At 70.9% G+C, this 22,959-nt stretch carries 19 protein-coding genes; 4 read left to right on the top strand and 15 right to left on the bottom strand.

The window, feature by feature from the left end:
* The first annotated feature begins 65 nt into the window (after positions 1-65).
* A complete protein-coding gene (locus V7050_RS01140) occupies positions 66-1,883 on the top strand; it encodes an aminopeptidase P family protein (protein ID WP_324365264.1) in 1,818 nt (605 codons plus the stop codon).
* 41 nt (positions 1,884-1,924) lie between these two features.
* On the opposite strand, the gene recN is transcribed toward V7050_RS01140, so the two are convergent.
* The 8 genes from recN to murB all read right to left on the bottom strand — a co-directional run bounded on the left by recN (position 1,925) and on the right by murB (position 11,575).
* The gene (recN, locus tag V7050_RS01135) at positions 1,925-3,574 is read right to left on the bottom strand and encodes a DNA repair protein RecN (protein WP_324365263.1); all 1,650 of its coding nucleotides are present in this window, start codon (positions 3,572-3,574) and stop codon (positions 1,925-1,927) included.
* A 19-nt stretch (positions 3,575-3,593) separates the two neighbouring features.
* A complete protein-coding gene (locus V7050_RS01130; RefSeq protein WP_324365262.1) occupies positions 3,594-4,460 on the bottom strand; it encodes an outer membrane protein assembly factor BamD in 867 nt (288 codons plus the stop codon).
* Between the two features lie 136 nt (positions 4,461-4,596).
* Positions 4,597-5,514, bottom strand: coding sequence for a UDP-3-O-acyl-N-acetylglucosamine deacetylase (gene lpxC, locus V7050_RS01125; protein WP_324365261.1), 918 nt, complete (start codon positions 5,512-5,514; stop codon positions 4,597-4,599).
* 235 nt (positions 5,515-5,749) lie between these two features.
* Positions 5,750-7,318, bottom strand: a complete 1,569-nt coding sequence (gene ftsZ / locus V7050_RS01120) for a cell division protein FtsZ (RefSeq protein ID WP_324365260.1) — start codon at positions 7,316-7,318, stop codon at positions 5,750-5,752.
* A 180-nt stretch (positions 7,319-7,498) separates the two neighbouring features.
* Positions 7,499-8,833 (bottom strand): cell division protein FtsA, encoded by a 1,335-nt coding sequence (gene ftsA, locus V7050_RS01115; protein ID WP_324365259.1) that lies wholly within the window; start codon positions 8,831-8,833, stop codon positions 7,499-7,501.
* Positions 8,830-9,705: a cell division protein FtsQ/DivIB gene (locus tag V7050_RS01110; RefSeq protein ID WP_324365258.1), complete on the bottom strand. Its 876-nt coding sequence runs from the start codon at positions 9,703-9,705 to the stop codon at positions 8,830-8,832. The genes ftsA and V7050_RS01110 overlap by 4 nt, the downstream gene beginning before the upstream one ends.
* A complete protein-coding gene (locus V7050_RS01105; RefSeq protein WP_324365257.1) occupies positions 9,693-10,607 on the bottom strand; it encodes a D-alanine--D-alanine ligase in 915 nt (304 codons plus the stop codon). The genes V7050_RS01110 and V7050_RS01105 overlap by 13 nt, the downstream gene beginning before the upstream one ends.
* 59 nt (positions 10,608-10,666) lie before the next feature.
* The gene (gene murB, locus V7050_RS01100) at positions 10,667-11,575 is read right to left on the bottom strand and encodes a UDP-N-acetylmuramate dehydrogenase (protein WP_324365287.1); all 909 of its coding nucleotides are present in this window, start codon (positions 11,573-11,575) and stop codon (positions 10,667-10,669) included.
* Positions 11,576-11,702: 127 nt separating this feature from the next.
* Here murB and panB point away from each other — a divergent pair, with 127 nt between their 5' ends.
* On the top strand, positions 11,703-12,518 hold the full coding sequence (gene panB, locus V7050_RS01095) for a 3-methyl-2-oxobutanoate hydroxymethyltransferase (protein WP_324365256.1): 816 nt from the start codon (positions 11,703-11,705) through the stop codon (positions 12,516-12,518).
* 15 nt (positions 12,519-12,533) lie between these two features.
* Positions 12,534-13,382 (top strand): pantoate--beta-alanine ligase, encoded by an 849-nt coding sequence (gene panC / locus V7050_RS01090; RefSeq protein WP_324365255.1) that lies wholly within the window; start codon positions 12,534-12,536, stop codon positions 13,380-13,382.
* Positions 13,383-13,637: 255 nt separating this feature from the next.
* On the opposite strand, the gene murC is transcribed toward panC, so the two are convergent.
* From murC to murD, 5 genes are all read right to left on the bottom strand, one after another.
* Entirely contained in the window at positions 13,638-15,065 is a 1,428-nt protein-coding gene (murC, locus tag V7050_RS01085; protein ID WP_324370752.1) for a UDP-N-acetylmuramate--L-alanine ligase, read from the bottom strand.
* Positions 15,062-16,165, bottom strand: coding sequence for a UDP-N-acetylglucosamine--N-acetylmuramyl-(pentapeptide) pyrophosphoryl-undecaprenol N-acetylglucosamine transferase (locus V7050_RS01080; protein WP_324374352.1), 1,104 nt, complete (start codon positions 16,163-16,165; stop codon positions 15,062-15,064). Before V7050_RS01080 ends, murC begins: the two co-directional genes overlap by 4 nt.
* Before the next feature lie 10 nt (positions 16,166-16,175).
* The gene (locus V7050_RS01075; protein WP_324367311.1) at positions 16,176-17,339 is read right to left on the bottom strand and encodes a peptidoglycan glycosyltransferase FtsW; all 1,164 of its coding nucleotides are present in this window, start codon (positions 17,337-17,339) and stop codon (positions 16,176-16,178) included.
* A gap of 475 nt (positions 17,340-17,814) precedes the next feature.
* Complete coding sequence (locus tag V7050_RS01070; RefSeq protein ID WP_324367313.1) at positions 17,815-18,744, bottom strand: calcium-binding protein; 930 nt, start codon at positions 18,742-18,744, stop codon at positions 17,815-17,817.
* A gap of 83 nt (positions 18,745-18,827) precedes the next feature.
* A complete protein-coding gene (gene murD / locus V7050_RS01065) occupies positions 18,828-20,267 on the bottom strand; it encodes a UDP-N-acetylmuramoyl-L-alanine--D-glutamate ligase (RefSeq protein ID WP_324367315.1) in 1,440 nt (479 codons plus the stop codon).
* A 198-nt stretch (positions 20,268-20,465) separates the two neighbouring features.
* Here murD and V7050_RS01060 point away from each other — a divergent pair, with 198 nt between their 5' ends.
* Positions 20,466-21,137 (top strand): hypothetical protein, encoded by a 672-nt coding sequence (locus tag V7050_RS01060; protein WP_324367317.1) that lies wholly within the window; start codon positions 20,466-20,468, stop codon positions 21,135-21,137.
* A 51-nt stretch (positions 21,138-21,188) separates the two neighbouring features.
* Here the strand turns inward: V7050_RS01060 and V7050_RS01055 are convergent, their stop codons facing one another.
* Positions 21,189-21,887 (bottom strand): gamma-glutamylcyclotransferase, encoded by a 699-nt coding sequence (locus tag V7050_RS01055; RefSeq protein ID WP_324374354.1) that lies wholly within the window; start codon positions 21,885-21,887, stop codon positions 21,189-21,191.
* A gap of 119 nt (positions 21,888-22,006) precedes the next feature.
* On the bottom strand, positions 22,007-22,959 hold a 953-nt coding region (gene mraY / locus V7050_RS01050; protein ID WP_324410179.1), incomplete at its 5' end, for a phospho-N-acetylmuramoyl-pentapeptide-transferase.

Here is a 22,959-nt window from a genome sequence, read left to right as displayed (position 1 = left end):
CTGCAAACCGCCGTTTAGAGAGAGCGGTTAACAGGCCGCCCGACCGGCGGCGCCAGGGATCGCCGATGCTCCAGGATTTCCACCGCCGCACCACCCCCGAGACCGCCGCAGTTCGCCTGCCGCCCCTGCGCCGGGTCATGGAGGAGGCCGGGGTCGACGGCTTCCTCGTGCCGCGCGCCGACGCGCATCAGGGCGAGACCGTGGCGCCGCGGGACGAGCGGCTGGCCTGGCTCACCGGCTTCACCGGATCGGCCGGCCTCGCCGTCGTCACCGCGGCGCAGGCCGCGCTCTTCGTCGACAGCCGCTACACGCTCCAGGCCCGCACCGAGGTGGACGCCACGCGCTTCGCGCTCTGCCGCCACCCCGAGGACAAGCCCGCCGACTGGCTCGCCGGCGCCCTGCCCGAGGGCGGCCGGATCGGCTTCGACCCCTGGCTGCACACGTTCGGCGAGATCGAGGCGCTGCGCGAGGCGCTGGCGCCGCACGGGCTCGAGCTCGTCGGCATCCACAATCTCGTCGATGCGGTCTGGGAGGACCAGCCCGAAGCCCCCAGGGCGCGGATCCGCCCGCATGCCGAGACGCTCGCCGGCCGCAGCGCCGCCGAGAAGCGCGAGACCCTCGCCGCGGACCTGCGCGAGAACGACCTCGCCGCCGCGGTGATCGCCGCGCCCGATTCGATCGCCTGGCTCCTGAACCTGCGCGGCGGCGACGTGGCGCGGACCCCGGTGGCGCATGCCTTCGTGATCCTCCATGCCGAGGGGCGGGTCGATCTCTTCGCCGATCCCGCCAAGGTCGATGCCGGGCTGCGCAGCCATCTCGGCAACGAAGTGGCGATCCACGCGCCCGGGGATCTCGGCCATCACGTCGCCGAGCTGACCGGCCGGGTCGCGCTCGACAAGGCCCGCACCCCGGTCTGGATCGCCGACCGGCTCGCCGCCGCCTCCGGGGCGGCGATCGTCTGGCGCACCGATCCCTGCATCCTGCCCAAGGCCTGCAAGACCGAGGCCGAGATCGCCGGCGCCCGCAGCGCGCATCGCCGCGACGGCGCGGCGATGGTCGCCTTCCTCGCCTGGCTCGACCGGACCGCAGCCCGGGGCGGCCTGACCGAGATCGACGTGGTGCGCCGGCTCGAGGAGATCCGCACCGCCACCGGGGCCCTGCGCGACATCGCCTTCGAGACGATCTGCGGCGCCGGCCCCGACGGCGCCATCGTGCATTACCGCGTGAACGAGGCCACCAACCGCACCATCGCGCCCGGCGACCTCCTGCTCGTCGACAGCGGCGCCCAATACGACGACGGCACCACCGACATCACCCGCACCCTGGCGACCGGCCCGGGGCCGGCGGACGCGCGCCGGCGCTTCACCCTCGTCCTGCGCGGACTGATCGCCATGTCGCGGCTGCGCTGGCCCGAGGGCCTCGCCGGGCGCGACATCGACGCGGTGGCGCGCACCGCGCTCTGGCAGGCCGGGCTCGACTACGACCACGGCACCGGCCACGGGGTGGGATCCTACCTCGGCGTGCACGAAGGCCCCGCCGGCCTCTCGCGGCGCTCCACCGAGCCGATCCGCGCGGGAATGATCCTGTCGATCGAGCCGGGCAATTACCGCGAGGGCCTCTACGGCATCCGCATCGAAAACCTTGCCGTGGTCCGGCCCGCGGAAATTCCCGAGGGCGGCGAGCGGCCGATGCACGGCTTCGAGACCCTCACCCTCGCCCCGATCGACCGCCGCCTGATCGACGCGGACCTGCTCGACCCCGCCGAACGGCAATGGCTCGACGCCTATCACGCCCGCGTCGCCGCGGATCTCGCGCCGCTCGTCGATGCCGGGGATGCGGCATGGCTCGCCGCCGCCTGCCGGCCGCTTGCCGACGGTCCGTAGCCCGGCCGATCGGCCCGCAGCGGCGACGGCGGCGCCGCCGCTCACCCCTCCATCAGCACCCCGGCCGCGGCGCGGGCCTCGTCGGTGATCACGTCGCCGGCCAGCATGCGCGCGATCTCCTCGCGGCGCTGGGCCGCCGTGAGCCGGGTGACCTCGGTGCGCGCCGCGCCGCCCGCGACGGTCTTGCCGACCCGCCAGTGATGCCGGCCGCGCGCCGCGACCTGCGGCGCATGGGTCACCACCAGCACCTGCGCGCGCTCGCCGAGCGCCTGCAGCCGGCGCCCCACCGCATCCGCCGTGGCGCCGCCCACGCCGCGGTCGATCTCGTCGAAGATCAGCGTCAGCGCCCCGCTCTCTCCGCCGAGGCAAACCTTCAGCGCCAGCAGGAAGCGCGAGAGCTCGCCCCCCGAGGCGATGCGGTCGATCGGCCCCGGCGCGGCACCGGGATTGGTCGCGACGGTGAAGCGCACCCGGTCGCTGCCCCCCGGCCCGGGCTCGCCGGGCGCGATCTCGGTGACGAAGACCGCCCGCTCGAGCTTCAGCGCCGGCAGTTCCCCGGCCATCATCGCATCGAGGCGCAGCGCCGCCTCGGCGCGCCGCGCCGAGAGCACCCCGGCCGACGCCGCATAGGCCGCCTCCGCCGCGGCCAGCTCCGCCGCGAGGCGATCCAGATCGGCATCGGCCTCCTCCACGGCCCGCAGCCGTGCCCGCAGGTCCGCGGCGAGATCCGCCAGCGCATCGGGCGGAACCTGATGCTTGCGCGCGAGGCCGCGGATCGCGAAGAGCCGCTCCTCGACCCGCTCCAGCTCGCCCGGATCGATGCCGATCGCCGCCTGCACCGCCTCCACGACGCCGAGCACCTCGGAGAGCTCGCCGAGCAGCCGCCCGAGCCCGTCGAGCGCCGGGTCGAGCAGGCCCTCGGCGGGTCCCGCCGCCGCCTCCAGCCGGCGTAGCGCCTCGACGAGCGGCGCCTCCGCCCCCTCGGGTCCCAGCGCCTCCGCCGCCCGCGCCACATCCGCGCGGATCCGCTCCGCCGCCCGCAGCGCCCGGCGCCGCGCGTCCAGCGCGGCCTCCTCCTCCGGCTCCGGGGCGAGCGCGTCGAGCTCGGCCAGGGCATGGGCGAGATAATCCGCATCCCGCGCCGCCTCCTCCCGCGCCGCCTTCGCCGCCTCGAACGCCGCCGCGGCGCCTGCGCGCGCGGCCCAGGCCTGCCGCACCGCGAGGGCCTGGTCGCCCGCCCCGGCGAAATCGTCGAGCAGGTCGCGATGGCCGCGCGGATCGAGCAGGCCGCGGTCGTCCTGCTGGCCCTGCAGCTCGACCAGCGCATCGGCGAGCGCGCGGAGCATCTCGGCCGTCACCCGGCGGTCGTTGACCCAGGCCTGGCGGCGGCCGTCGGCCCCGAGGCTGCGCCGCAGCAGCAGCAGATCCTCCTCGGGCAGGCCGCCCGCGCGCAGGATCGCCTGCGCCGCATGGCCCTCGGGAAGCTCGAATTCGGCGGTCACCTCGCCCCGGGCGGCCCCGCTGCGCACCAGATCGCCCCGCCCGCGCCAGCCGAGCACGAAGCCGAGAGAATCGAGCAGGATCGACTTGCCGGCCCCGGTCTCGCCGGTCAGCACGTTCAGCCCGGGCTCGAAGCCGAGCTCCGCGCGCTCGATCAGGACCATGTCGCGGATTGTCAGCGCGCGCAGCATCCCGGCCCGTCGTCAGCCCTCAGCGCCATTTCCCCTGCACCACCTGCCGATAGGTCTGGTTCAGCCAGCTGCCGCTCTCCACATCGGCCGGACGCAAGCCCCGGCCGGTCAGGAGCACGTAGCTGTCGGCGTACCAGGGCGAGCCGCGGAAATTATGCCCCAGGATCGCCGCCGCAGTCTGGGCCTCGTCGACCAGCCCGAGCGAGAGATAGCTCTCGACCAGGCGATGCAGGGCCTCCGGCGTGTGGGTGGTCGTCTGGTAATCCTCGACCACCACCCGGAAGCGGTTGATCGCCGCGGTATAGAAGCCCCGGTTGAGGTAGTAGCGCCCGATCTCCATCTCCTTGCCCGCGAGATGGTCGAGTGCCAACTCGAACTTCAGCTGCGCGGAGGCCGCGTATTCGCTGTCGGGATAGCGCTCGATGATGTCGCGCATCTCCTGCAGCGCATCGAAGGTATTGGACTGGTCGCGGCCGATGTCGACGATCTGGTCGTAATAGCTCAGCGCGATCAGGAACTGCGCATAGGGCGCGTCCACGTCCGCGGGATAGAAATCGAGATAGCGTTCCGCCGCCGCCCGGCTCTCGGCGAAGAGCGAGCCCTCGTGATAGGCGAAGGCCGACATCAGCATCGCGCGCTTGGCCCATTCCGAATAGGGATAGAGCCGCTCGACCTCGCCGAACATCTCGCCGGCTTCGCGCGGCTGGTTGGTGGCGAGCAGGGCCTCGCCGTCGAGATAGATCTCCTGCGGCGATCGCGTTTCGATGGGGGCCGTCGGCTGGCCTCCCAGCGAGGCGGGCAGATAGCTGCAGGCCCCCAGCGCGAGCGTCATTCCGAAAGTGGCGGCAAGTGCCGGAAACCGCCCCCAACGTCGCACGAAAATCATCGCTACCCCTGAGGCTTTCGACCCGACGAAGCGCCGCGCGGGCCCCGTCGACGGCAACGAGGTAGCACAGCTTTCCGGGGGGTTGAAACGAAAAGCGCAGCCCTGCCGGGCTGCACCCTTCGACCGCCGCTCCGCCTCAGCCGGCGCGGCGCAGATCCGCAATGCCGAGGCCCGCGCCGGGCAGGCGGCGCGCGGTGGCGGCGTCGATGACGACCTCCTCCCAGGCGCCCTCGGTCGCGAAGAGCCGCCGCAGCAGCCGGTTCGTGAGGCCGTGGCCGGCCCGGACCCCGCGATAGGCGCCGAGGATCGGCGCGCCCGCGAGCGCGAGGTCGCCGACCGCGTCGAGCATCTTGTGCCGCACGCATTCGTCCACCCGCCGGAAACCGCCGGGGTTGAGCACGCGGTCGCCCTCGACGACCACGGCATTGTCGAGCGAGCCGCCCAGCGCCAGCCCGCCGGCGCGCATCGCCTCGACCTCCGCCCGCCGGCAGAAGGTGCGGCAATCGCTCAGCTCGTGCACGAAGGCGCCGTTGACCATCGCCATGGCGCGGGACTGCCGGCCGATCGCCGCATCGGGAAAGTCGATCTCGAAATCGATCGAGAGCGTCTGGGCGGGCGCGAGCTCCGCCCGCGCGTCGCCCTCCACCACGCGCACCGGCGCGAGCACGCGGATCGCCCGCTGCGGGCCGCCGAGGCCGCGCAGACCCGCGCGCAGGATCGCCTGGACGAAGCGCAGCGAGCTGCCGTCCATGATCGGCACCTCCGGCCCGTCGATCTCGACGATGGCATGGGTCACGCCGGTCCCGGCCAGCGCCGCCATCAGATGCTCCACGGTCGAGACCGAGACCCCGGCGGCATTGCTCAGCACGGTGCAGAGCCGCGTGTCGCTCACCAGGTCGAAGCGCGCGGGGATGACGTTGTCGCGGTCGGTCACGTCCACCCGGCGGAAGCGGATGCCGCCCTCGCTGGCGGGACGGAGGCGCAGCCGCGCCGGACGGCCGGAATGGAGCCCCATTCCGACAAGCGTCGTCTCGCCCTTCAAGGTGGTCTGCATGATGGCCCCCGCACTTCCGACGACGGATTTTCCTGCGAATTCCGCCTGTCTCATGCAGCGCAATGTAGGGATTGGCCAAATTCGCGACAAATCAAGCTTTGTGACCGATTGCAACACTGCACACTCCCGCCGATCGCGCCGCACCGGGGCCGCCCCTGCCAAGAAAAAAGGCACCCGGGGGTCCGGATGCCTTTGCTCGGGAGCCGACTTGCGGTGTGTGGGGGGGGGCTCCCGATCAGTTGGCCTGACGTCGGAGGAAGGCCGGTATGTCGACGCGTTCGCGCTCGGTATCCTCGTAATCCTGCTCGTGGGCATGCGGCTCCTGCGCCGCGAAGCCCGGTTCCGCCGGCCGCTGGCGCGCACCCGGCGCCTCGCGCCCCGCCTGCCCGGTCATCTTGTGGATCAGGCTGTTGATCGTCAGCCGGCTGTTGCGCTCGGCCTCGCGCGGCGAGGAAGCGAGCGGCCGGACCATGGGCTGCGCCTTGGGCACGTTCTGCACCGCCGCCTGGAGCCGGCGCAGCGCATCCGGCGACGGCTCGCCCGCCCGCCGGGGCTCGCCCGCGGCGCCGATCTTCGGCTGGCCGTAGGGCGCGGTGCGCTGCATCTCCGCCGGCTGCGGCACCGGCTGCGGCGCCGGCGCGTAGCCCGGCTCGGCCTCGAAGCTCTCGCGCTCGATCGCGACCGATTGCGTATCGGCGAAGCTCGGCGTCCGGGCGACCTCGGGCTGGGCCAGCGGCTCGGGCGCCGGCTGCGGCGCGGGCTTCGGCGCCGCGGCGGCGGGCGCGGCGATCGGCTCGGCGACCTTGCGCTGCGGCACGGGCACGTTCTCGCTCCGGGCCAGCGCGTCGATCCCGGTCGCGACCACCGAGACCCGCATCTGGCCGGCCATCTCCGGGTCGAGGGTCGAGCCGACCATGATGTTTGCCTCCGGATCGACCTCGGCGCGGATGCGGTTGGCGGCCTCGTCGAGCTCGAAGAGCGTGAGGTCGGGGCCGGCGGTGATGTTGATCAGCACGCCCTTGGCGCCCTTGAGGCTGATCTCGTCGAGGAGCGGGTTGGCGATCGCCTTCTCGGCGGCCTGCACCGCGCGGTCCTCGCCCTCGGCCTCGCCGGTGCCCATCATCGCCTTGCCCATCTCGTTCATCACCGAGCGCACGTCGGCGAAGTCGAGGTTGATGATGCCGGGCCGGACCATGAGGTCGGTGACGCCCTTCACGCCCTGGTAGAGCACGTCGTCGGCGAGCGCGAAGGCGTCGGTGAAGGTGGTCTTTTCGTTCGCCAGCCGGAACAGGTTCTGGTTGGGGATGATGATCAGCGTGTCGACATGCTTCTGCAGCTCGTCGACGCCGTTCTCGGCCTGGCGCATGCGGCGCGAGCCCTCGAACTGGAAGGGCTTGGTGACCACGCCCACGGTCAGCACGCCCATCTCGCGCGCCGCCTTGGCGATGATCGGGGCCGCCCCGGTGCCGGTGCCGCCGCCCATGCCGCCGGTGATGAAGCACATGTGGCAGCCCGAGAGCTTCTCGACGATGTCCTCGATGCTCTCCTCGGCGGCCGCAGCGCCCACCTCGGGCCGCGCGCCCGCGCCGAGCCCCTCGGTGACCCGCGCGCCGAGCTGGAGCTTGTTGGTGGCGCGGCTCTGCTGGAGCGCCTGGGCGTCGGTATTGGCCACCACGAATTCGCAGCCCTCGAGCTCCTTCTCGATCATGTTGTTGACGGCATTGCCGCCGGCGCCGCCGACGCCGATCACTGTGATCCGGGGGCTGAGGTCCTGGGTAACCGGTATGCTGAGTGTAAGAGCCATGGTGTCATCCGCCTGTTGGTTTCGCCCTGCCTCCGCGCCCCTATCGCGGAGTTCGTGCCTGTCGTCACGATTCGCAATATAGCGATTCTCGCCGCTAGGGTCACGCGTTTTCATGGGTTTGACCCCAATATATTGTAGCTAACCCCTAGATAAAGCGGAATTGTTGCGCAGTGTCGCAAGTTACCAGTTCTCCTTAAACCATCGCAGCGCCCGGGTGACGCGGCGGGCCCCCTGGCGGTCCGCGGGCATCTCGAAATCCCAGCATTCGTCCTGGGGATGGGAGACATGCATCGCGAGCCCGACCGCCGTCGCGAAGGCGGTCCCGGTGGCCGATTGCGGCAGGCCCTGCACCCGGAGCGGCTTGCCGACCCGGCATTGCCGCCCGAGGATGTGGCTCGCGACCATCTCCAGCCCGGGGATCTGCGCCGAGCCGCCGGTCAGCACGATGCGCTGGCTCGGCAGGTACTCGAATCCCGAGGCATCGAGCCGGGCGCGCACCTCCTCGAGGATCTCCTCCACCCGCGGCCGCATCACCCCGATCAGCTCGGTGCGCGAGATCTGCCGCCGGTCGTGGTCCCAGTCGCCGAGGATGGAGGGAAGCTCGATCATCTCGCGGTCGTCGACCCCGGTCGCCACCAGCCCGCCGTGCATGGTCTTGAGGCGCTCGGCATCGGCCATGGAGACCTGCAGCCCCTGGCAGATGTCGGAGGTGACGTGGCTGCCGCCCATGCGCACGCAATCGGCGTAGATCATCTGCCGCCGCACGAAGATCGAGAGGCCGGTGGCCCCGCCGCCGATGTCGACGCAGGCCGCGCCGAGTTCCTGCTCGTCCTCAACGAGGCTCGCGAGCCCGCTCGCATAGGGCGCGACCACCACCCCGGCCAGTTCGAGATCGCAGCGCCGGATGCATTGCAGGACGTTGCGGAGCGGCGTGGCGGCGACGGTGACGAGATGGAGGTCCACCGCGAGGCTGCGGCCGATCTGGCCGCGCGGGTCGGTCAGCCCCGAGCGATGGTCGAGCGCGAAATTCACCGGCAGCGCATGGATCGCGTCGCGGCCGTGGCCGTATTCGGGGATGTCGCAGGCCGCGAGCACATGGCCGATGTCGCGCTCGGCCACGGCGCCGTTCTCGACCTCGATCTCGCCCGCCACCCCGTAGGAGCGGGGCCGCCCGCCGGAGAAGCTCACGATCACATGGTCGACCCGCAGGTTCGCCATCTTCTGCGCGCCCTGGATCGCGGTGCGGATCGCCCGCTCGCATTCGTCCATCGCGGTGATCTCGCCGAGCGCGATGCCGCGCGAGCGGGTATTGGCCGCGCCGATCACCCGGAAGGCGCCCTGGCGCAGCACCGGCCGGGTCTCGACGCCTTCGCCGACTTCCTCGGGCACGAATTGCAGCACGAGGCAGGCGACCTTGGTGGTGCCGATGTCGAGCACCGCGATCACGCCGCGCCGGAGCGCCGTCTCGCGCCGCGAGCGCATCGCGCGCTGCACCTCGTAGAGCTGTCGCCTCATGCATCTTCTCCTGCAACCATCGCCCGCACCCGAACCAGTTCCGCCACCGCATTCTCGCCCAGCCGCAGGATCGGCCGCCGCGGGTCGCGCATGTCGACCACGGTGAGGTCGCGATCCATCAAATCCTCGGCGGCCTGCAGATCCATGACATGCGCCAGCGCCGCCGCGGCGCCGGTCTCCGGCAGGCGGATCACCTGGTCGCGGTCGAGCACCAGATCCCAGCGCCGCTCGCCCATGCGCACGAGACCGCGGATGCGGTCGTGCAAGGGCCGGGCCAGCGCGAAGAGCTCCAGCGCCTCGGGAACCTGCCCGGCGGCGCCCTCGCCCGCGATCAGCGGCAGGTCCGGGCGGCGCAACCGGCTGTCGACCTCGGCCACCCGCACCCCGGCGGGATCGAGCAGCTGCAGCCCCGGCCCCGAGCGCCAGACCACCACCGGCACCCGCTCGATGGCGCGAATCTCCAGCACGCCGCTCGCCGGCGCCCGGACCCGGGCCCGCTCCACCGCGTCGAGCGCCTCGATGCGGGCGCGCACCGAGACCACGTCCACCTCGAGACTCGAGGCCGGCAGGTCGACGAAGGCCGCGACCCGGATCTGCTCGGCGAGATCGGGGCTGACATCGGGGATGTCGATGCGGGTGATGACGAATTGCGGCTGCTCGACGATGGCCTCGCGCATCCGCTCGAAGGCCAGCATGGCCCGGCCGCGCAGATCGTATTCCGCCATCAGCGTCCAGGCCGCGAGCAGCCCCGCCAGCATCGGCAGCCCGAAATTCGCCAGCCGCCGGAAGCCCGGCCTGAGCCAGAGCCGCGTCAGCCGGTAGCGCAGCCGCGACGGCGCGGGATCGCGGCGGGGCGTCTTCACCGGAAGCACGAGGCGTCCTCCACCATCCAGCGCACCAGCGCCCCGAAGGACATGCCGCAATGCGCCGCCTGCTCGGGCGCGAGCGAGGTCGGCGTCATGCCCGGCTGTGTGTTGATCTCCAGGAGATGGAGCCCCGCGAGCCCACGCGATTCGTCCCAGCGGAAATCCGTGCGGCTCACCCCGCGGCAGCCCAGCGCGGCATGGGCGCGCAGCGCATAATCGAGGCAGGCCTCGGTGATCTCCGCGGGAAGCTCCGCCGGCACCACGTGCCGCGACCCGCCCGGCGCGTATTTCGCGTGATAATCGTACCAGCCCTCGGCGATGATGTCGGTCACCGCCAGCGCCCGGTCGCCCATCACCGCGGTGGTCAGCTCGCGCCCGGGCACGAAGGCCTCCACCAAGAGCGTCTCGGGCATGTCGTCGGAGACCTGCGCCGGGCCGTTCGCGCCGGCAGGGACGATGTAGACCCCGACCGAGGAGCCCTCGTTGACCGGCTTGACCACATAGGGCGGCGGCATCGGATGGCTGGCCCGCACCTCCTCGCGCGAGGCGAGCAGGCCCTCGGCCACCGGCAGGCCCGCGGCGCGGAAGACCTGCTTGGCGCGGCGCTTGTCCATCGCCAGCGCCGAGGCCAGCACGCCGGAATGGGTATAGGGGATGCCGAGCCATTCCAGCAGGCCCTGCACGCAGCCGTCCTCGCCCCAGCGGCCGTGCAGCGCGTTGAAGACCACGTCCGGCTTCGCCTCGACCAAGGCTTGCGCGAGATCGGGGCCGGCGTCGATCTCGACGACCCGATAGCCTTCCTGCCGCAGCGCCGCCGCACATTCGGCACCGGAGACGAGCGAGACTTCCCGCTCGGCGGACCGGCCGCCCTTGAGGACCGCGATGCGGGCTGCTGTCCTGCTCGACATGCCCGCCTCAACTTCTTCCCGCAGCCCTTATCCGGGCTTGTCGGGCCTTCCTTGCGCGATCAGGGTCTCCCGATCCGCATGATCTCCCATTCTAGTGCTATTCCGCTGGTTTCGAAAACCTTTTTTCGCACCAATTCGCCCAAATTCTCCAGATCGGCGGCTTTCGCCCCCCCGGCGTTGATCAGGAAATTGGCATGCTTCGGCGACATCTGCGCGCCGCCGAGGCGCGCGCCCCGCATGCCCGCATCCTCGATCAGCTTCCAGGCCTTGAGATCATGCACGTCGTCCGCCCGCCCGGTGGAGGAAAATCCCGCCGGATTGCGGAAGGTGGAACCCGCGGAGCGCTCCCCGGTCGGCTGCGAGGCGTCGCGCGCCGCCAGCTGCCGCTCCATGCGCGCCGCCAGTTCCGCCGGCGCGCCCGGCGCCCCCCGCAGCACCACCTCGGTCACCACCATGCCCTCCGGCAGGGCGGTGGCGCGATAGGCGAAGGCAAGATCCTGCGGCGACAGATCGACCGCGACCCCGTCGCGCCCCACCGCCCGCGCCGAGACGAAGACATCCGCCATGTAGCTGCCGTAGCAGCCGGCATTCATCCGCAGCGCGCCGCCGATCGAGCCCGGAATGGTGCGCAGGAAGGTCAGGTCGAGCCCCGCCTCCGCCGCCTTGCGCGCCACATGCGCATCGAGCGCCGCCGCCCCGGCGATCACCCGCTCGCCCTCGATCCGGATCCCGTTGAAGCCGCGCCCCAGCCGGATCACCACGCCGGCGATGCCGCCGTCGCGCACGATGAGGTTCGAGCCCACGCCCATCGGCAGCACCGGCACCGAGCCCGGCAATGCGGCGAGAAACCCGGCCAGGTCACCCTCGTCCGCCGGCTGGAACAGCCAGTCGGCGGGTCCGCCGACCCGGAGCCAGGTCAGATCCGCCATCGGCCGGCCGGCCGTCAGCACGCCGCGCACCGGCGGCATCGCACCGGGATTTCCGCCGCCGCTCATGTCACCCCGCAAGGCCGAAGCACGGTTGACGCGCCGCGCCTTTCCGCCGACCTTCCGCCGCGGGTTCCGCGCGGATGCGGAATCGGGGGGAGGGCCACCGATGAGCGCCAGCGCACCGCAGAAGACCCTGACGCCGGCGGCCATCCGGGCACGCAAGGGCGGCACGCCGCTCGTCTGCCTCACGGCCTATTCCACGCCGATGGCGCGTTTCGTCGATGCCCATGCCGACGTGATCCTCGTCGGCGACAGCCTCGGCATGGTGGTGCACGGCCTGCCCTCCACGATCGGCGTGACGGTCGAGATGATGATCCTGCACGGCCGGGCGGTCCGCCGCGGCACCGGGCGCGCGCTGCTCGTCGTCGACCTGCCCTTCGGCAGCTACGAGGAAGGCCCCGACCAGGCGTTCCGCACCGCCGCCCGGGTCATGGCCGAGACCGGATGCGCCGCCGTCAAGCTCGAGGGCGGCGAGACCATGGCCGAGACGATCGCCTTCCTCACGCGCCGGGCGATCCCGGTGATGGCCCATGTGGGCCTCATGCCCCAGTCGGTCAACGTGACGGGCGGCTATCGCGTTCAGGGCCGCGGCGCCGAGGCCGAGCAGGTGATCCGCGACGCGCGCGCCGTGGCGGAAGCCGGCGCCTTCGCCGTCGTGCTCGAGAAGATCACCGAGCCCCTCGCCCGCGACATCACCGAGCGGGTTGCGATCCCGACCATCGGCATCGGCGCCTCGCCCGCCTGCGACGGCCAGATCCTGGTGGTCGACGACATGCTCGGCCTCTTCACCGACTTCCGCCCGTCGTTCGTGCGCCGCTATGCCGAGCTCGGCCAGGCCACGGATGCGGCGATCGCGGCCTATGCCGAAGACGTGCGCGCCCGCCGCTTTCCGGCGCGCGAGCATACCTTCCCCGAATCCTGAGCCGGGGGCGGCACCATGGGCATTCCCATCATCCGGACCGTGGCTGCGCTGCGCAGCGCCGTCGCCGGCTGGAAGGCGGCCGGTCAGCGCGTCGGCGTCGTGCCCACCATGGGCGCGCTGCACGAAGGCCACCTGAGCCTCGCCCGTGCCGCGCTGGCGGCCTCCGACCGGGTCATCGTCACCCTCTTCGTCAATCCCCGGCAATTCGACAGCCCCGACGACCTGGCCGCCTATCCCCGCACCGAGGAGAGCGACGCGGCCAGGCTCGCCCCGCTCGGCATCGACCTGCTCTATGCGCCCGATCCCGATCAGATCTACCCGCCGGGCTTTGCCACCACCGTCACGGTCGCGGGGGCCGGCGAAGGGCTCGAAGGGACCTTCCGGCCCGGGCATTTCGACGGCGTCGCCACGGTCGTCGCCAAGCTCCTCCTGCAGACCGGCGCCGATCGCGCCTTCTTCGGCGAGAAGGACTTCCAGCAGCTCAGGCTGGTGCAGCGCTTGGTCCGGGACCTCGACATCCCGGCCGAGATCACCGGCTGCGCCACGGTGCGCGAGCCCGACGGCCTCGCGCTCTCCTCGCGCAATGCCCGGCTCGCCGCGGCGGAACGCGCCGTCGCCCCGGCGCTCGCCGCGGCGCTGCGGAAGGCCGCCGCCGCCATCGCCGCCGGCACCCCGCCCGAGCAGGCCGTCGCGACGGCGCGCGCCGGGATCCTGGCCGCCGGCTTCGATGCGGTCGAATACCTGGAGCTGCGCCGCGACGCCGACCTCGCGCCGGCCGCCGGCGCGGTAGAGCCCGCCCGACTGCTCGCCGCCGCCTGGCTCGGCGGCGTGCGGCTCATCGACAACATGCCCCTGCCGCGCTGAGCGCGGCGCAGGCGCGGCCCGGCCGAACGACCCCAAAGGAGGCTCACCGCCCCCGCGCCGTCCCATGGCCCTGCGCCCCAAACCCATCGACACCATCGTCACGGCAGCCCGATCGTCTCCCCGGCCTTCATTCAGGTTTGCTAACCTGGAGAGCAGTCGTGATGCGCCAACAGGCGCATCACCGAAGAAAAGAAGATGCGCGCAACCGCGCGCGCAATCTGGCGGCAAGGGCCGCCGCGCGGCGCGCGCCGCGCCTCACGCCTCCACCGGCTCCTTCGCGCCGTTCTCCGCCCCGAGCCGCGCCGGCAGGGCATTGGCCCAGGCCGAGATGGATCCGGCGCCGAGGCAGACCAGCATGTCGCCGGGCCGGCATTCGGCGCGCACGAAATCCGCCAGCGCCGCCTCGCCGGCGAGCGGCAGCGCCCGGCGGTGGCCATGGGCGATCAGCCCGCCCACCAGCGTGTCGCGGCTGATGCCCTCGATCGGCGCCTCGCCGGCGGTATAGACCTCGGCGATCGCCACGGTATCGGCATCGTTGAAGCAGCCGCAGAACTGGGTGAAGAGGTCGCGCAGCCGCGTGTAGCGATGCGGCTGGTGGACGGCGATCACCCGGCCCTTGGTCGCCTGCCGCGCCGCCTTCAGGACCGCGGCAATCTCCACCGGGTGATGGCCGTAATCGTCGATGATGGTCACGCCGTCGACCACGCCGACGCGGGTGAAGCGCCGGTTCACCCCGCCGAAGGCCGCCAGCGCCGTCTTGATCGCGCCGGGCGCGATGCCGAGATGCCGCGCCACCGCCACCGCGGCGAGCGCGTTCGAGACATTGTGGTCCCCGGTCATCGGCAGCCGCACCCCCTCGATCACCCGCCCCTCGGCGTTGAGGGCGACGTCGAAGCTCGCCCCGCCGTCCTCGAAGCGCAGGTCGCGGCCCTGCACGTCCGCCTGCGGGTTGAAGCCATAGGTCGCCACCCGCCGGTCGGTGATCCGCCCCACCAGCGCCTGCACCTCCGCATGATCGATGCAGGCCACCGCCAGCCCGTAGAAGGGGATGTTCGACACGAAGGTGTCGAAGGCCGCGCGCAGGCTGTCGAAATCGCCGTAATGGTCGAGATGCTCGGGGTCGATATTGGTGATCACCGCCACGGTCGCGGGCAGCTTGTTGAAGCTGCCGTCGCTCTCGTCGGCCTCCACCACCATCCATTCGCCGGCGCCGATGCGCGCGTTCGAGCCATAGGCATGAATCACGCCGCCGTTGATCACCGTCGGATCCATGCCGCCGGCGTCGAGCAGCGCGGCCACCATCGAGGTCGTGGTGGTCTTGCCGTGGGTCCCGGCCACCGCCACGTTCGACTTGAGCCGCATCAGCTCCGCGAGCATCTCCGCGCGCCGCACCACCGGCAGGTTCTTGGCCCGCGCCGCGTCGAGCTCGGGGTTGCCCCGCTTGATCGCCGAGGAGATCACCACCACTTCCGCGCCCTCGAGGTTCTCCGCGCTCTGGCCGATGAAGATGCGCGCGCCCTTCGCCGCCAGCCGCTCGGTGATCGGCGAGGCCTTCAGGTCCGAGCCCTGCACGGTGAAGCCGTGGTTCAGCAGCACCTCGGCGATCCCCGACATGCCGATGCCGCCGATGCCGGTGAAATGGATCGCGCCGATGTCGTGCGGCAGCCGCGTCTGTCCGTTCATGCGTTTCTTCCCTGCTGGGCGAGCTCGACCACGAGGCCCGCCAGATGCTCCGCCGCGTCGGGCCGGCCCTGGGCGAGGCTCGCCTCGGCCATGGCCGCGGCGCCCTCGGCGTCGGCCAGGATCGCGGTGATATGCCCCGCCAGCCCCTCGGCGGTCAAATCCTCTTCGCGGATCATGAAGGCGCCGCCGGCCTCCACGAGGCCGAGGGCGTTCGCCGCCTGGTGGTCGTCGGTCGCCGCCGCATAGGGGATCAGGATCGCCGGCCGACCGATCACCGTGACATCGGCGATCGAGCTCGCGCCCGCCCGGCTGATCACCAGCGTCGCCTCCGCCAGCCGCTGCGGCACGTCCTCGAAGAAGCCGCGCAGATCCGCCTCGATGCCGAGATCGGCATAGACGTCGCCGGTGCGCGCCATGTCCTCGGGCCGCACCTGCTGCGCGAGCCTGAGCCGCGCGCGCAAGCCGGGATCGAGCAGCCGCAGCGCCTCGGGCACCACGCGCGCGAAGAGCCCCGCGCCCTGGCTGCCGCCGATCACCAGCAGCCCCATCGGCCAGTCGCCGGGCATGACATAGGTCGCGCCCTGCTCGGCGAGCACCGCGGCGCGCACCGGATTGCCGGTATGCACCACCCTCGCGCCCTCGGGGACCTCCGTGGGCCAGGTGCCGCAGGCCACCACGTCGACCCGCCGCGCGAAGGCGCGGTTGACCCGGCCGAGCACGCCGTTCGCCTCGTGGATCAGCCGCGGGATCTGCAGCGCGGTCGCCGCGATCATCGCCGGCAGCGCCGGATAGCCGCCGAAGCCCGCCACGCAATCGGGGCGCTCGCGGCGCATCGCCGCGATGCTCGCCGCCGCGCCCGCCGCCACGCTGAAGGGCGCGGTCACCCGCCGCGCCAGCCCGCCCTGGCTGAGGCTCGCCGCGGCGGTGACCACCCGCTCGACCGCTTCGGGAAATCCCATGGCATAGCGCGCCCCGCGCGCGTCGGTGGCGAGCCGCACCCGCCAGCCGCGCCCGAGCATCGCCTCGGCCAGCGCCTGGGCCGGGAACATGTGCCCGCCGGTGCCGCCGGCCGCGATCACGAGCAGGGGCGCCTCCGCCATCGCCACCGCCTCAGCGCGCCGGCCCGAGGATGTCGTCGAGATCGTGCTGCGGCCGCCGGCGCGTCAGCGCCAGCAGCACGCCGAGCCCGAGGCCGGCGGCGATCAGCGAGGAGCCGCCGTAGGAGATGAGCGGCAGGGTCATGCCCTTGGCCGGCAGGAGCCGCACCGCGACGCCCACGTTGATCATCGCCTGCATGCCGAGCAGCACCGCGAGCCCGGTGCCCGCCAGCCGCACGAAGGGATCGCGCTCCCGCACAAGCCGCAGGAGCGATCGCACCACGATCGTCATATAGAGGCCGAGGATCAGCACGCAGAGGATCAGCCCGAATTCCTCGGCCGCCACCGCGATGATGAAATCGGTATGCGCGTCCGGCAGGGTCCATTTCACGCTGCCATTGCCGATCCCGACCCCGAGATAGCCGCCCTCCTGGATCGCATTGGTGGCATAGCCGATCTGCGTGCGCGGATCGACCTCCGAGCTCAGGAAGCCGTCGATGCGCCGCGCCACATGCTCGGAATTGTGATAGGCGAACCAGCCGACCGCGACCACGCCGGCGCCGACGCCGCCGAGCAGCGGCACCGGCGCGCCGGCGGCGAAATACATCAGCGCCCAGCAGGCGATGATCAGCCCCGCCTGGCCGAAATCCGGCTGGAGCGCCAGGATCGTGGTCAGCGCCAGCGCGAAGACGAAGGAGATCGCGGTGCCGGGCGGCCCCTTGACGTCGTAGCTCGCCGCCATCAGCCAGCCGGCGAAGATGGCGAAGCTGGGCTTGAGGAATTCCGAGGGCTGGACCGAGACCACCTTCAGCGAATACCAGCGCACCGCGCCCTTGCCGAAATCGGTGCCGAAAACCGGCAGGAGCGCCAGCGCGACGAAGGAGGCGATGAAGGCCATTACCGCCCAGCGCCGCAGCCGGTGGGGCGCCATCATCGAGACGACGACCATCAGGAAGAGCGCCAGCACCCCGAAGGCCGCCTGCCGGGTGACGTAGTGGAAGGGATCGAGCCCGTTGCGCAATGCGAGCGGCGGCGAGGCCGCCTGCCCCAGCAAGAGCCCGATCAGGAAGAGCGCCACGATGGCGGCCAGCGACCAGCGGTCGACCGTGCGCCACCATTCCGGGACGATCGCCTCGCCCGGCCGCGCCGAAGCCGCGCCATGCACCATGTCGGTCAACGGGAACTGCCCTTTCCCAATGCCTGCCTCGTCGTCCCGGCCGCGGTTTGGCTCCACGATCCGGGCGTCGGATACAACCTATAGCCGTTTCAGGCCCGTTTGACCAGTACTCCACGCGCGGAGGGCAGAGCGATCGCAGCTGGAGATTGTTCTTTCTTCTTCCTTTCTGCCACGACCGCCCCGACCCGAGACGAGGGCTGCGCCGCCGCGTGCCGGAAAACATCACCCCGCCCGCGCCAGCCAGACCGAATGCCCGGCGCAAGCCCCCGCGCGCGATGCCGATCGAACCCCGCCGCCGAAGCCGAGTAGACCGCCCGCGTGCCGGCGGCGAGCCGGCGGTCTGAGCGATCAGGCATAGGCCATCACATCAACCGACGAAGCGCGTCGAGATGTGCGGCAACTCAGTACGGGTTTCGCCGGCTCGAAGAGAACCTTCCCTGAAGCCTACTAAAGACACGAGATTTGCCGGCGCCAGTCAAAGAATGAAGTCGGATATTTCAACCGTAGCGTGATCGGCGATCTCGATATGAAAATCGGCGCGCAGGTCGCCGTCGACATCGCCGGAACCGAACCCGTTCCGATAGTTCACCTCGCCGGCCACACCGCTGAAGCGGCTGTCACCAATAAACTGAAATGCCTGGTTTCCACCCAGCGTCACGTCGGCGTCTATCCGCGCAAGATCGATTCGGTCGCTTCCATGAACGAAGTCGACGGTGACGTCCCGGCCCGGCCCCTTGCCGGCCTCTTCAATCGAATTGAACACGAACCTGTCCGCCCCGCTGTGCCCGGTGAGGCGGTCCCGGCCAAGCCCCCCATTCAACGCATCGTTGCCCGCGCCGCCCGCGAGTTCGTCGTCGCCGTCCTCGCCGAAGATCCGGTCGTTGTCCTCCCCGCCGTTCAGACGATCAAAGCCCGTACCGCCGAAGAGCCGGTCGCGGCCTTCGTCACCCCTGATGGTGTCATTTCCGATATTGCCGTTGAGAAGGTCATCGCCTTCCCCGCCGAGAACGAGATCGTCTCCGCCCTTCCCTGAAATCAGATCGTTGCCGTCGAAGCCCAACAGAATATCGCTTTGCTTCGAACCTGTGATACGATCCGCCCCCGATAGGGCATAAGCAAACGTCTCACGCTGGCTATCGAAATATATATCCGAATACAACATAACACTTGCATCTCTATTTATGTTTGTCGCAACATAAAATAGAGATTCTCCAATACGTTGAGTATAACTTGATACCGTGCCATTCACGAAACCGTCGTAATCATACCAAAAATCGCCTCTGTATGTCCCCGTTTCAATACCATTCGAGATCCTTATTGTTGTGTAGTTTGCAACAAGAACATCTCCATAGAATACCGAAGAGTGCGCCATATCGACGCCCTGATAGAATTGAACCTTCGCCATGACCGATCTTTATCCTAATTTTCACCCAGGAAACGAAAATACGTCCCCGGAATGCCCTGGACCAGCGATTTGTGAATCGGTGGTTAGTGCGCGGAGCCGTGCGGCGAGGCCGGTTGGACTGATGCAGCATATCCCCGCACCAGCGCCTCGAATGCCTCGCCCCGCTCCTCGAAGCTCGTGAACTGGTCGAAGCTCGAGCAGGCCGGCGCCAGAAGCACCGTCTCGCCCGCCTGCGCCTCTGCGGCGGCCGCTTCCACCGCTGCCGCCAGCGTCCCGCTCACCACATGGGGCACCTCCCCGAGCGTCGCGGCGAATTCCCCCGCCGCCTCGCCGATCAGATAGGCCTTGGCGATCCGCCCGAAAAGCGGGCGCAGGCTCTCGATGCCCCCGCCCTTGGGCCGCCCCCCGGCGATCCAGCGGATGCGCTCGAAGCTCGCCAGCGCCCTTCCGGCGCTGTCGGCATTGGTCGCCTTGCTGTCGTTGACGAAGCGCACCCCGCGATGCGTCGCCACCGTGCGCGCCCGGTGCGGCAGGCCGGGATAGCTCGCCAGCCGCTCGGCGATCACCCGCGGCGCCATGCCGAGCGACCGCGCCGCGGCATAGGCGGCACAGGCGTTCTGGTGATTATGCGCCCCGGGCAGGGACACGATCCCCCGCAGGTCGACCGATCCCTGCTGCCGTCCGTTGCGCCATTCCGCGAGGAACCCCTTGCGCGCGGTCACGCTCCAGCTCACGCCGGCAAGCTTCCGCGTCACCGAGACCTCGATCACCGGATCCCCCGAGCCCGCCTCCTCGCGCATCACATTGGCGAGGAACCGGCCCTCCTCCTCGTCGACCCCGATGATCGACCGCGAAGGCCCCCCTTGCGTGAAGAGCCGCCGCTTGGCGGCGAAATAGCCCCCAAGCCCGCCGTGCCGGTCGAGATGGTCCGGCGAGAGGTTGAGGAAGACCGCGATGTCGGGCTGCAGCGCCCGGGCGAGCTCGGTCTGGTAGGAGGAGAGCTCCAGCACCACCACCATGCCGTCCTCGGCCGGCTCGAGGTCGAGCACGCCCCGCCCGATGTTGCCGCCCATCTGCACCGGCCGCCCGCTCGCCTCGAGCACATGGGCGAGCAGCGCCGTGGTCGTCGATTTCCCGTTCGAGCCGGTGATCGCCACCACCTGCGGCACCCGCTCGAACGCGTCCCATGCCGGCGTCGCGAAGGAGCGGAAGAAGAGGCCCACGTCGTTGTCGACCGCGACCCCCGCCGCCCAGGCAGCGGCGACGGCCGGATGCGGTTCGGGATAGAGATGCGGGATGCCGGGGGAGACGATCAGCGCGTCAATCCCGTCCCAGGCATCCGCCCGCGCGAGATCGGCAATCGCGGTGCCTTCGGCCGCCGCCCGCGCCCGTGCCGCCTCACCGTCGTCCCAGGCGACGACCTCCGCCCCGCCCGCCCGAAGGGCTGCCACCGCCGGCATGCCCGACCGCCCGAGCCCGAGCACCGCCACCTTGTGGCCGTCGTAGCCGCGGACCGGGATCACGCGGCGATCCCCGCGCATGGGATGGCGGAAAGGACGGTCGCAGCGACCATGGCATGCTCCTTCGGCGGGCGCCCCTCGCCGCCGCTCCTGTTTCGACAAGCTCGCCGCGGGATGCAAAAGGCTCCGCGAGCCTCGCCCTTGCGCGCGCCGCCCGCACCGGGCACCCTACCCGCCTCGCGGCCCATCGAGGCGGAAGACATGCGCTACAGGCTTTCTCTGGCGGCGGTTCTCGCGGCGCTCTGGGCCGCCCCGGCCGCCGCCGACTGGACGGAGGCCGCCTGCGAGATCTATCCCGCGGGCTCGGACCGGATCGAGACGATGCTGCCCTGCACCTTCGCGCAGAGCCAGGGCGCCATCACCATCACCCGCGGCGACGGCGTGACCCACGAGCTCACGCCCTCCGGCGAGACCCCGGGCAATTTCCACGATCAGGATGGCCGGACGGTCTATCGCCAGAGCGGCCTCGGCGACCAGGGGCTGATCTTCCGCTTCCCCGACATCAGCATCTTCCTCTATTGGGACAGCTCGGCGCTGCATCCCGACGAGACCGACAATCCGACGGCCCCCTTCTCGACCGCGGATTACGACGCGACCACGCTCCTCGCCTGCCGCGCTGCCACGGCGACGGACTTCGGCCAGTGCCCGGCCGGGATCCTGCGCATGGAGAACGGCCAGGCCTCGATCGAGGTCGAGAGCCCGCGGGGCGAGCGGTTCACGATGAACTTCCTGAAGGACGCAACCGACGGCACGCCCTACGTGAACGCGACCAACCGCGCGGTCGATGCCCGCTACGAGAGCGACACCTGGACCGTCACCATCGACGGTCACGAGGTCTACGAAGTGCCGCTGGCCGTGATCGAGGGCGGCTGACCGCACCGGCCGATCTCCGTCGGGCCCCCCACGCACGGTCTGCCGCCGGTATCAGTCCCGGCGCGCGCCGCGCTCCAGCCGCTCCGCGACGAGATCCTGCATCCGCCACAGGTAGCGATCATGGATGCCGCGCGCCTCCAGATGCTCCACCGTGCTGCGCAGGTAATCCGCCGAGGTTCCGCGCTCGCCCGCAGCGGTCGCCAGCGCCTCGACCACCACCTCCTCCGGCAGGTCCGGAAGGAAGGCCGGATGCGACCGGTCCGCGATCACCACCAGGGCCCGCACCGGACCCGCGTCCGTGCGCGCGGTGACCCAGCGCATGTGCGGCCTGTCGAAGCGCACGGGATGCTCGCGCCGCACCACGCGGGCGAGGTTCTCCGCCAGCGTCTCCGGCGCCAGGCGGAACACCACGCCCTTGCAGGACCCGCCGCCCTGCAGTCCCAGCGCGATTCCCGGCCGCTCCGGCGTGCCGCGATAGAGCCGGACCCAGCCGATGCAGAACGAGCGCCGCCACCCCGCGACCACGCCGAGCCGCTCCTCGGCATAGTCGAACTCGGGGTTCCAGATCAGCGAGCCATAGGCGAAGATCCAGACCGCGCCCGATGGCGGCGCCCCGGCCATCAGCGCCGCCGTCGCGGCGGCGTATTCCGCCTCCGTGGGAAGGTCGCTGCGCCCCGCAAGCCGCCCGCTTTCGCCGCTGAAGGGAGGCACCCGCGCCGTCAGCGCCTCGGTCAGTCGCATGCGCCGCATTCCGGCTCATCCCTACGGAGAGAACCACGCCCTGTGGGTGCCTCTGACGCTACCACATTTGCCAAGCGATGTCATATACATGCGCATGGTCTCATCCCGAGACGCCGCGACCTGCCGCCTCAGCGCAGCTTCAGCGTGGCCAGCCCGATCATCGCCAGGATCAGCGAGACGATCCAGAACCGGATCACGATCTGCGGCTCCGCCCAGCCCTTCTTCTCGAAATGGTGGTGGATCGGCGCCATCAGGAACACCCGCTTCTTGGTGCGCTTGTAGTAGGCGACCTGGATGATCACGCTCAGCGCCTCGACCACGAAGAGCCCGCCGATGATCGCCAGGACGATCTCGTGCTTGGTCGCCACCGCGATCGCCCCGAGCGCACCGCCGAGCGCGAGGCTGCCGGTATCGCCCATGAAGACCGCTGCGGGAGGGGCGTTGTACCACAGGAACCCGAGCCCGCCGCCGATCAGCGCCGCGACGAAGATCAGGATCTCGCCGGTGCCGGGCACGAAATGCACGCCGAGATATTCGGTGAAATCGGTGCGCCCGACCACATAGGCGATGACGCCGAGGGAGCCTGCCGCGATCATCACCGGCATGATCGCCAGCCCGTCGAGCCCGTCGGTGAGATTGACCGCATTGGCCGCGCCGACGATCACCAGCATCGCGAAGGGCAGGAAGAACCAGCCGAGATCGAGCATGAACTGCTTGAAGACCGGGAAGGCGAGCTGCCCGGTCAGGTCGGGGGGATGCAGATACATCGCCCAGCCCCCGGCGATCAGCGCCACCGCGAAGCCCGCGCCGAGCCGCACCCGCCCCGAGACCCCGGCATGGGTCTGCTTGCGCACCTTGGCGTAATCGTCGACGAAGCCGATCAGCCCGAAGCACAGGGTCACGAAGAGCACCATCCAGACATAGCCGTTGTCCCAGCGCGCCCAGAGCAGGGTCGAGAAGACGATGGCCGAGAGGATCAGCAGCCCGCCCATGGTCGGCGTGCCGCTCTTGGCCAGGTGGGGGCTCCCCGGCCCGTCGCTGCGGATCGGCTGGCCCCGCCCCTGGCGCACCCGCAAGAGCT

Source organism: Amaricoccus sp. (genome assembly GCF_036846665.1).
In the GTDB taxonomy this organism is placed as follows: Bacteria; Pseudomonadota; Alphaproteobacteria; order Rhodobacterales; family Rhodobacteraceae; genus Amaricoccus.
This window is presented reverse-complemented; position numbering and strand designations above follow the sequence as displayed.

Excerpts from the sequence above, each read along its gene's own strand:
- V7050_RS01105 (WP_324365257.1), bottom strand. The coding sequence starts at position 10,607 with ATGTCGAGCAGGACAGCAGCCCGCATCGCGGTCCTCAAGGGCGGCCGG.
- V7050_RS01060 (WP_324367317.1), top strand. The coding sequence starts at position 20,466 with ATGCGCTACAGGCTTTCTCTGGCGGCGGTTCTCGCGGCGCTCTGGGCC.
- ftsA (WP_324365259.1), bottom strand. The coding sequence starts at position 8,833 with ATGAGGCGACAGCTCTACGAGGTGCAGCGCGCGATGCGCTCGCGGCGC.
- V7050_RS01070 (WP_324367313.1), bottom strand. The coding sequence starts at position 18,744 with ATGGCGAAGGTTCAATTCTATCAGGGCGTCGATATGGCGCACTCTTCG.
- recN (WP_324365263.1), bottom strand. The coding sequence starts at position 3,574 with ATGCTGCGCGCGCTGACAATCCGCGACATGGTCCTGATCGAGCGCGCG.
- panC (WP_324365255.1), top strand. The coding sequence starts at position 12,534 with ATGGGCATTCCCATCATCCGGACCGTGGCTGCGCTGCGCAGCGCCGTC.
- ftsZ (WP_324365260.1), bottom strand. The coding sequence starts at position 7,318 with ATGGCTCTTACACTCAGCATACCGGTTACCCAGGACCTCAGCCCCCGG.
- V7050_RS01130 (WP_324365262.1), bottom strand. The coding sequence starts at position 4,460 with ATGATTTTCGTGCGACGTTGGGGGCGGTTTCCGGCACTTGCCGCCACT.
- murC (WP_324370752.1), bottom strand. The coding sequence starts at position 15,065 with ATGAACGGACAGACGCGGCTGCCGCACGACATCGGCGCGATCCATTTC.
- V7050_RS01055 (WP_324374354.1), bottom strand. The coding sequence starts at position 21,887 with ATGCGGCGCATGCGACTGACCGAGGCGCTGACGGCGCGGGTGCCTCCC.
- V7050_RS01080 (WP_324374352.1), bottom strand. The coding sequence starts at position 16,165 with ATGGCGGAGGCGCCCCTGCTCGTGATCGCGGCCGGCGGCACCGGCGGG.
- panB (WP_324365256.1), top strand. The coding sequence starts at position 11,703 with ATGAGCGCCAGCGCACCGCAGAAGACCCTGACGCCGGCGGCCATCCGG.
- murB (WP_324365287.1), bottom strand. The coding sequence starts at position 11,575 with ATGCCGCCGGTGCGCGGCGTGCTGACGGCCGGCCGGCCGATGGCGGAT.
- V7050_RS01140 (WP_324365264.1), top strand. The coding sequence starts at position 66 with ATGCTCCAGGATTTCCACCGCCGCACCACCCCCGAGACCGCCGCAGTT.
- lpxC (WP_324365261.1), bottom strand. The coding sequence starts at position 5,514 with ATGCAGACCACCTTGAAGGGCGAGACGACGCTTGTCGGAATGGGGCTC.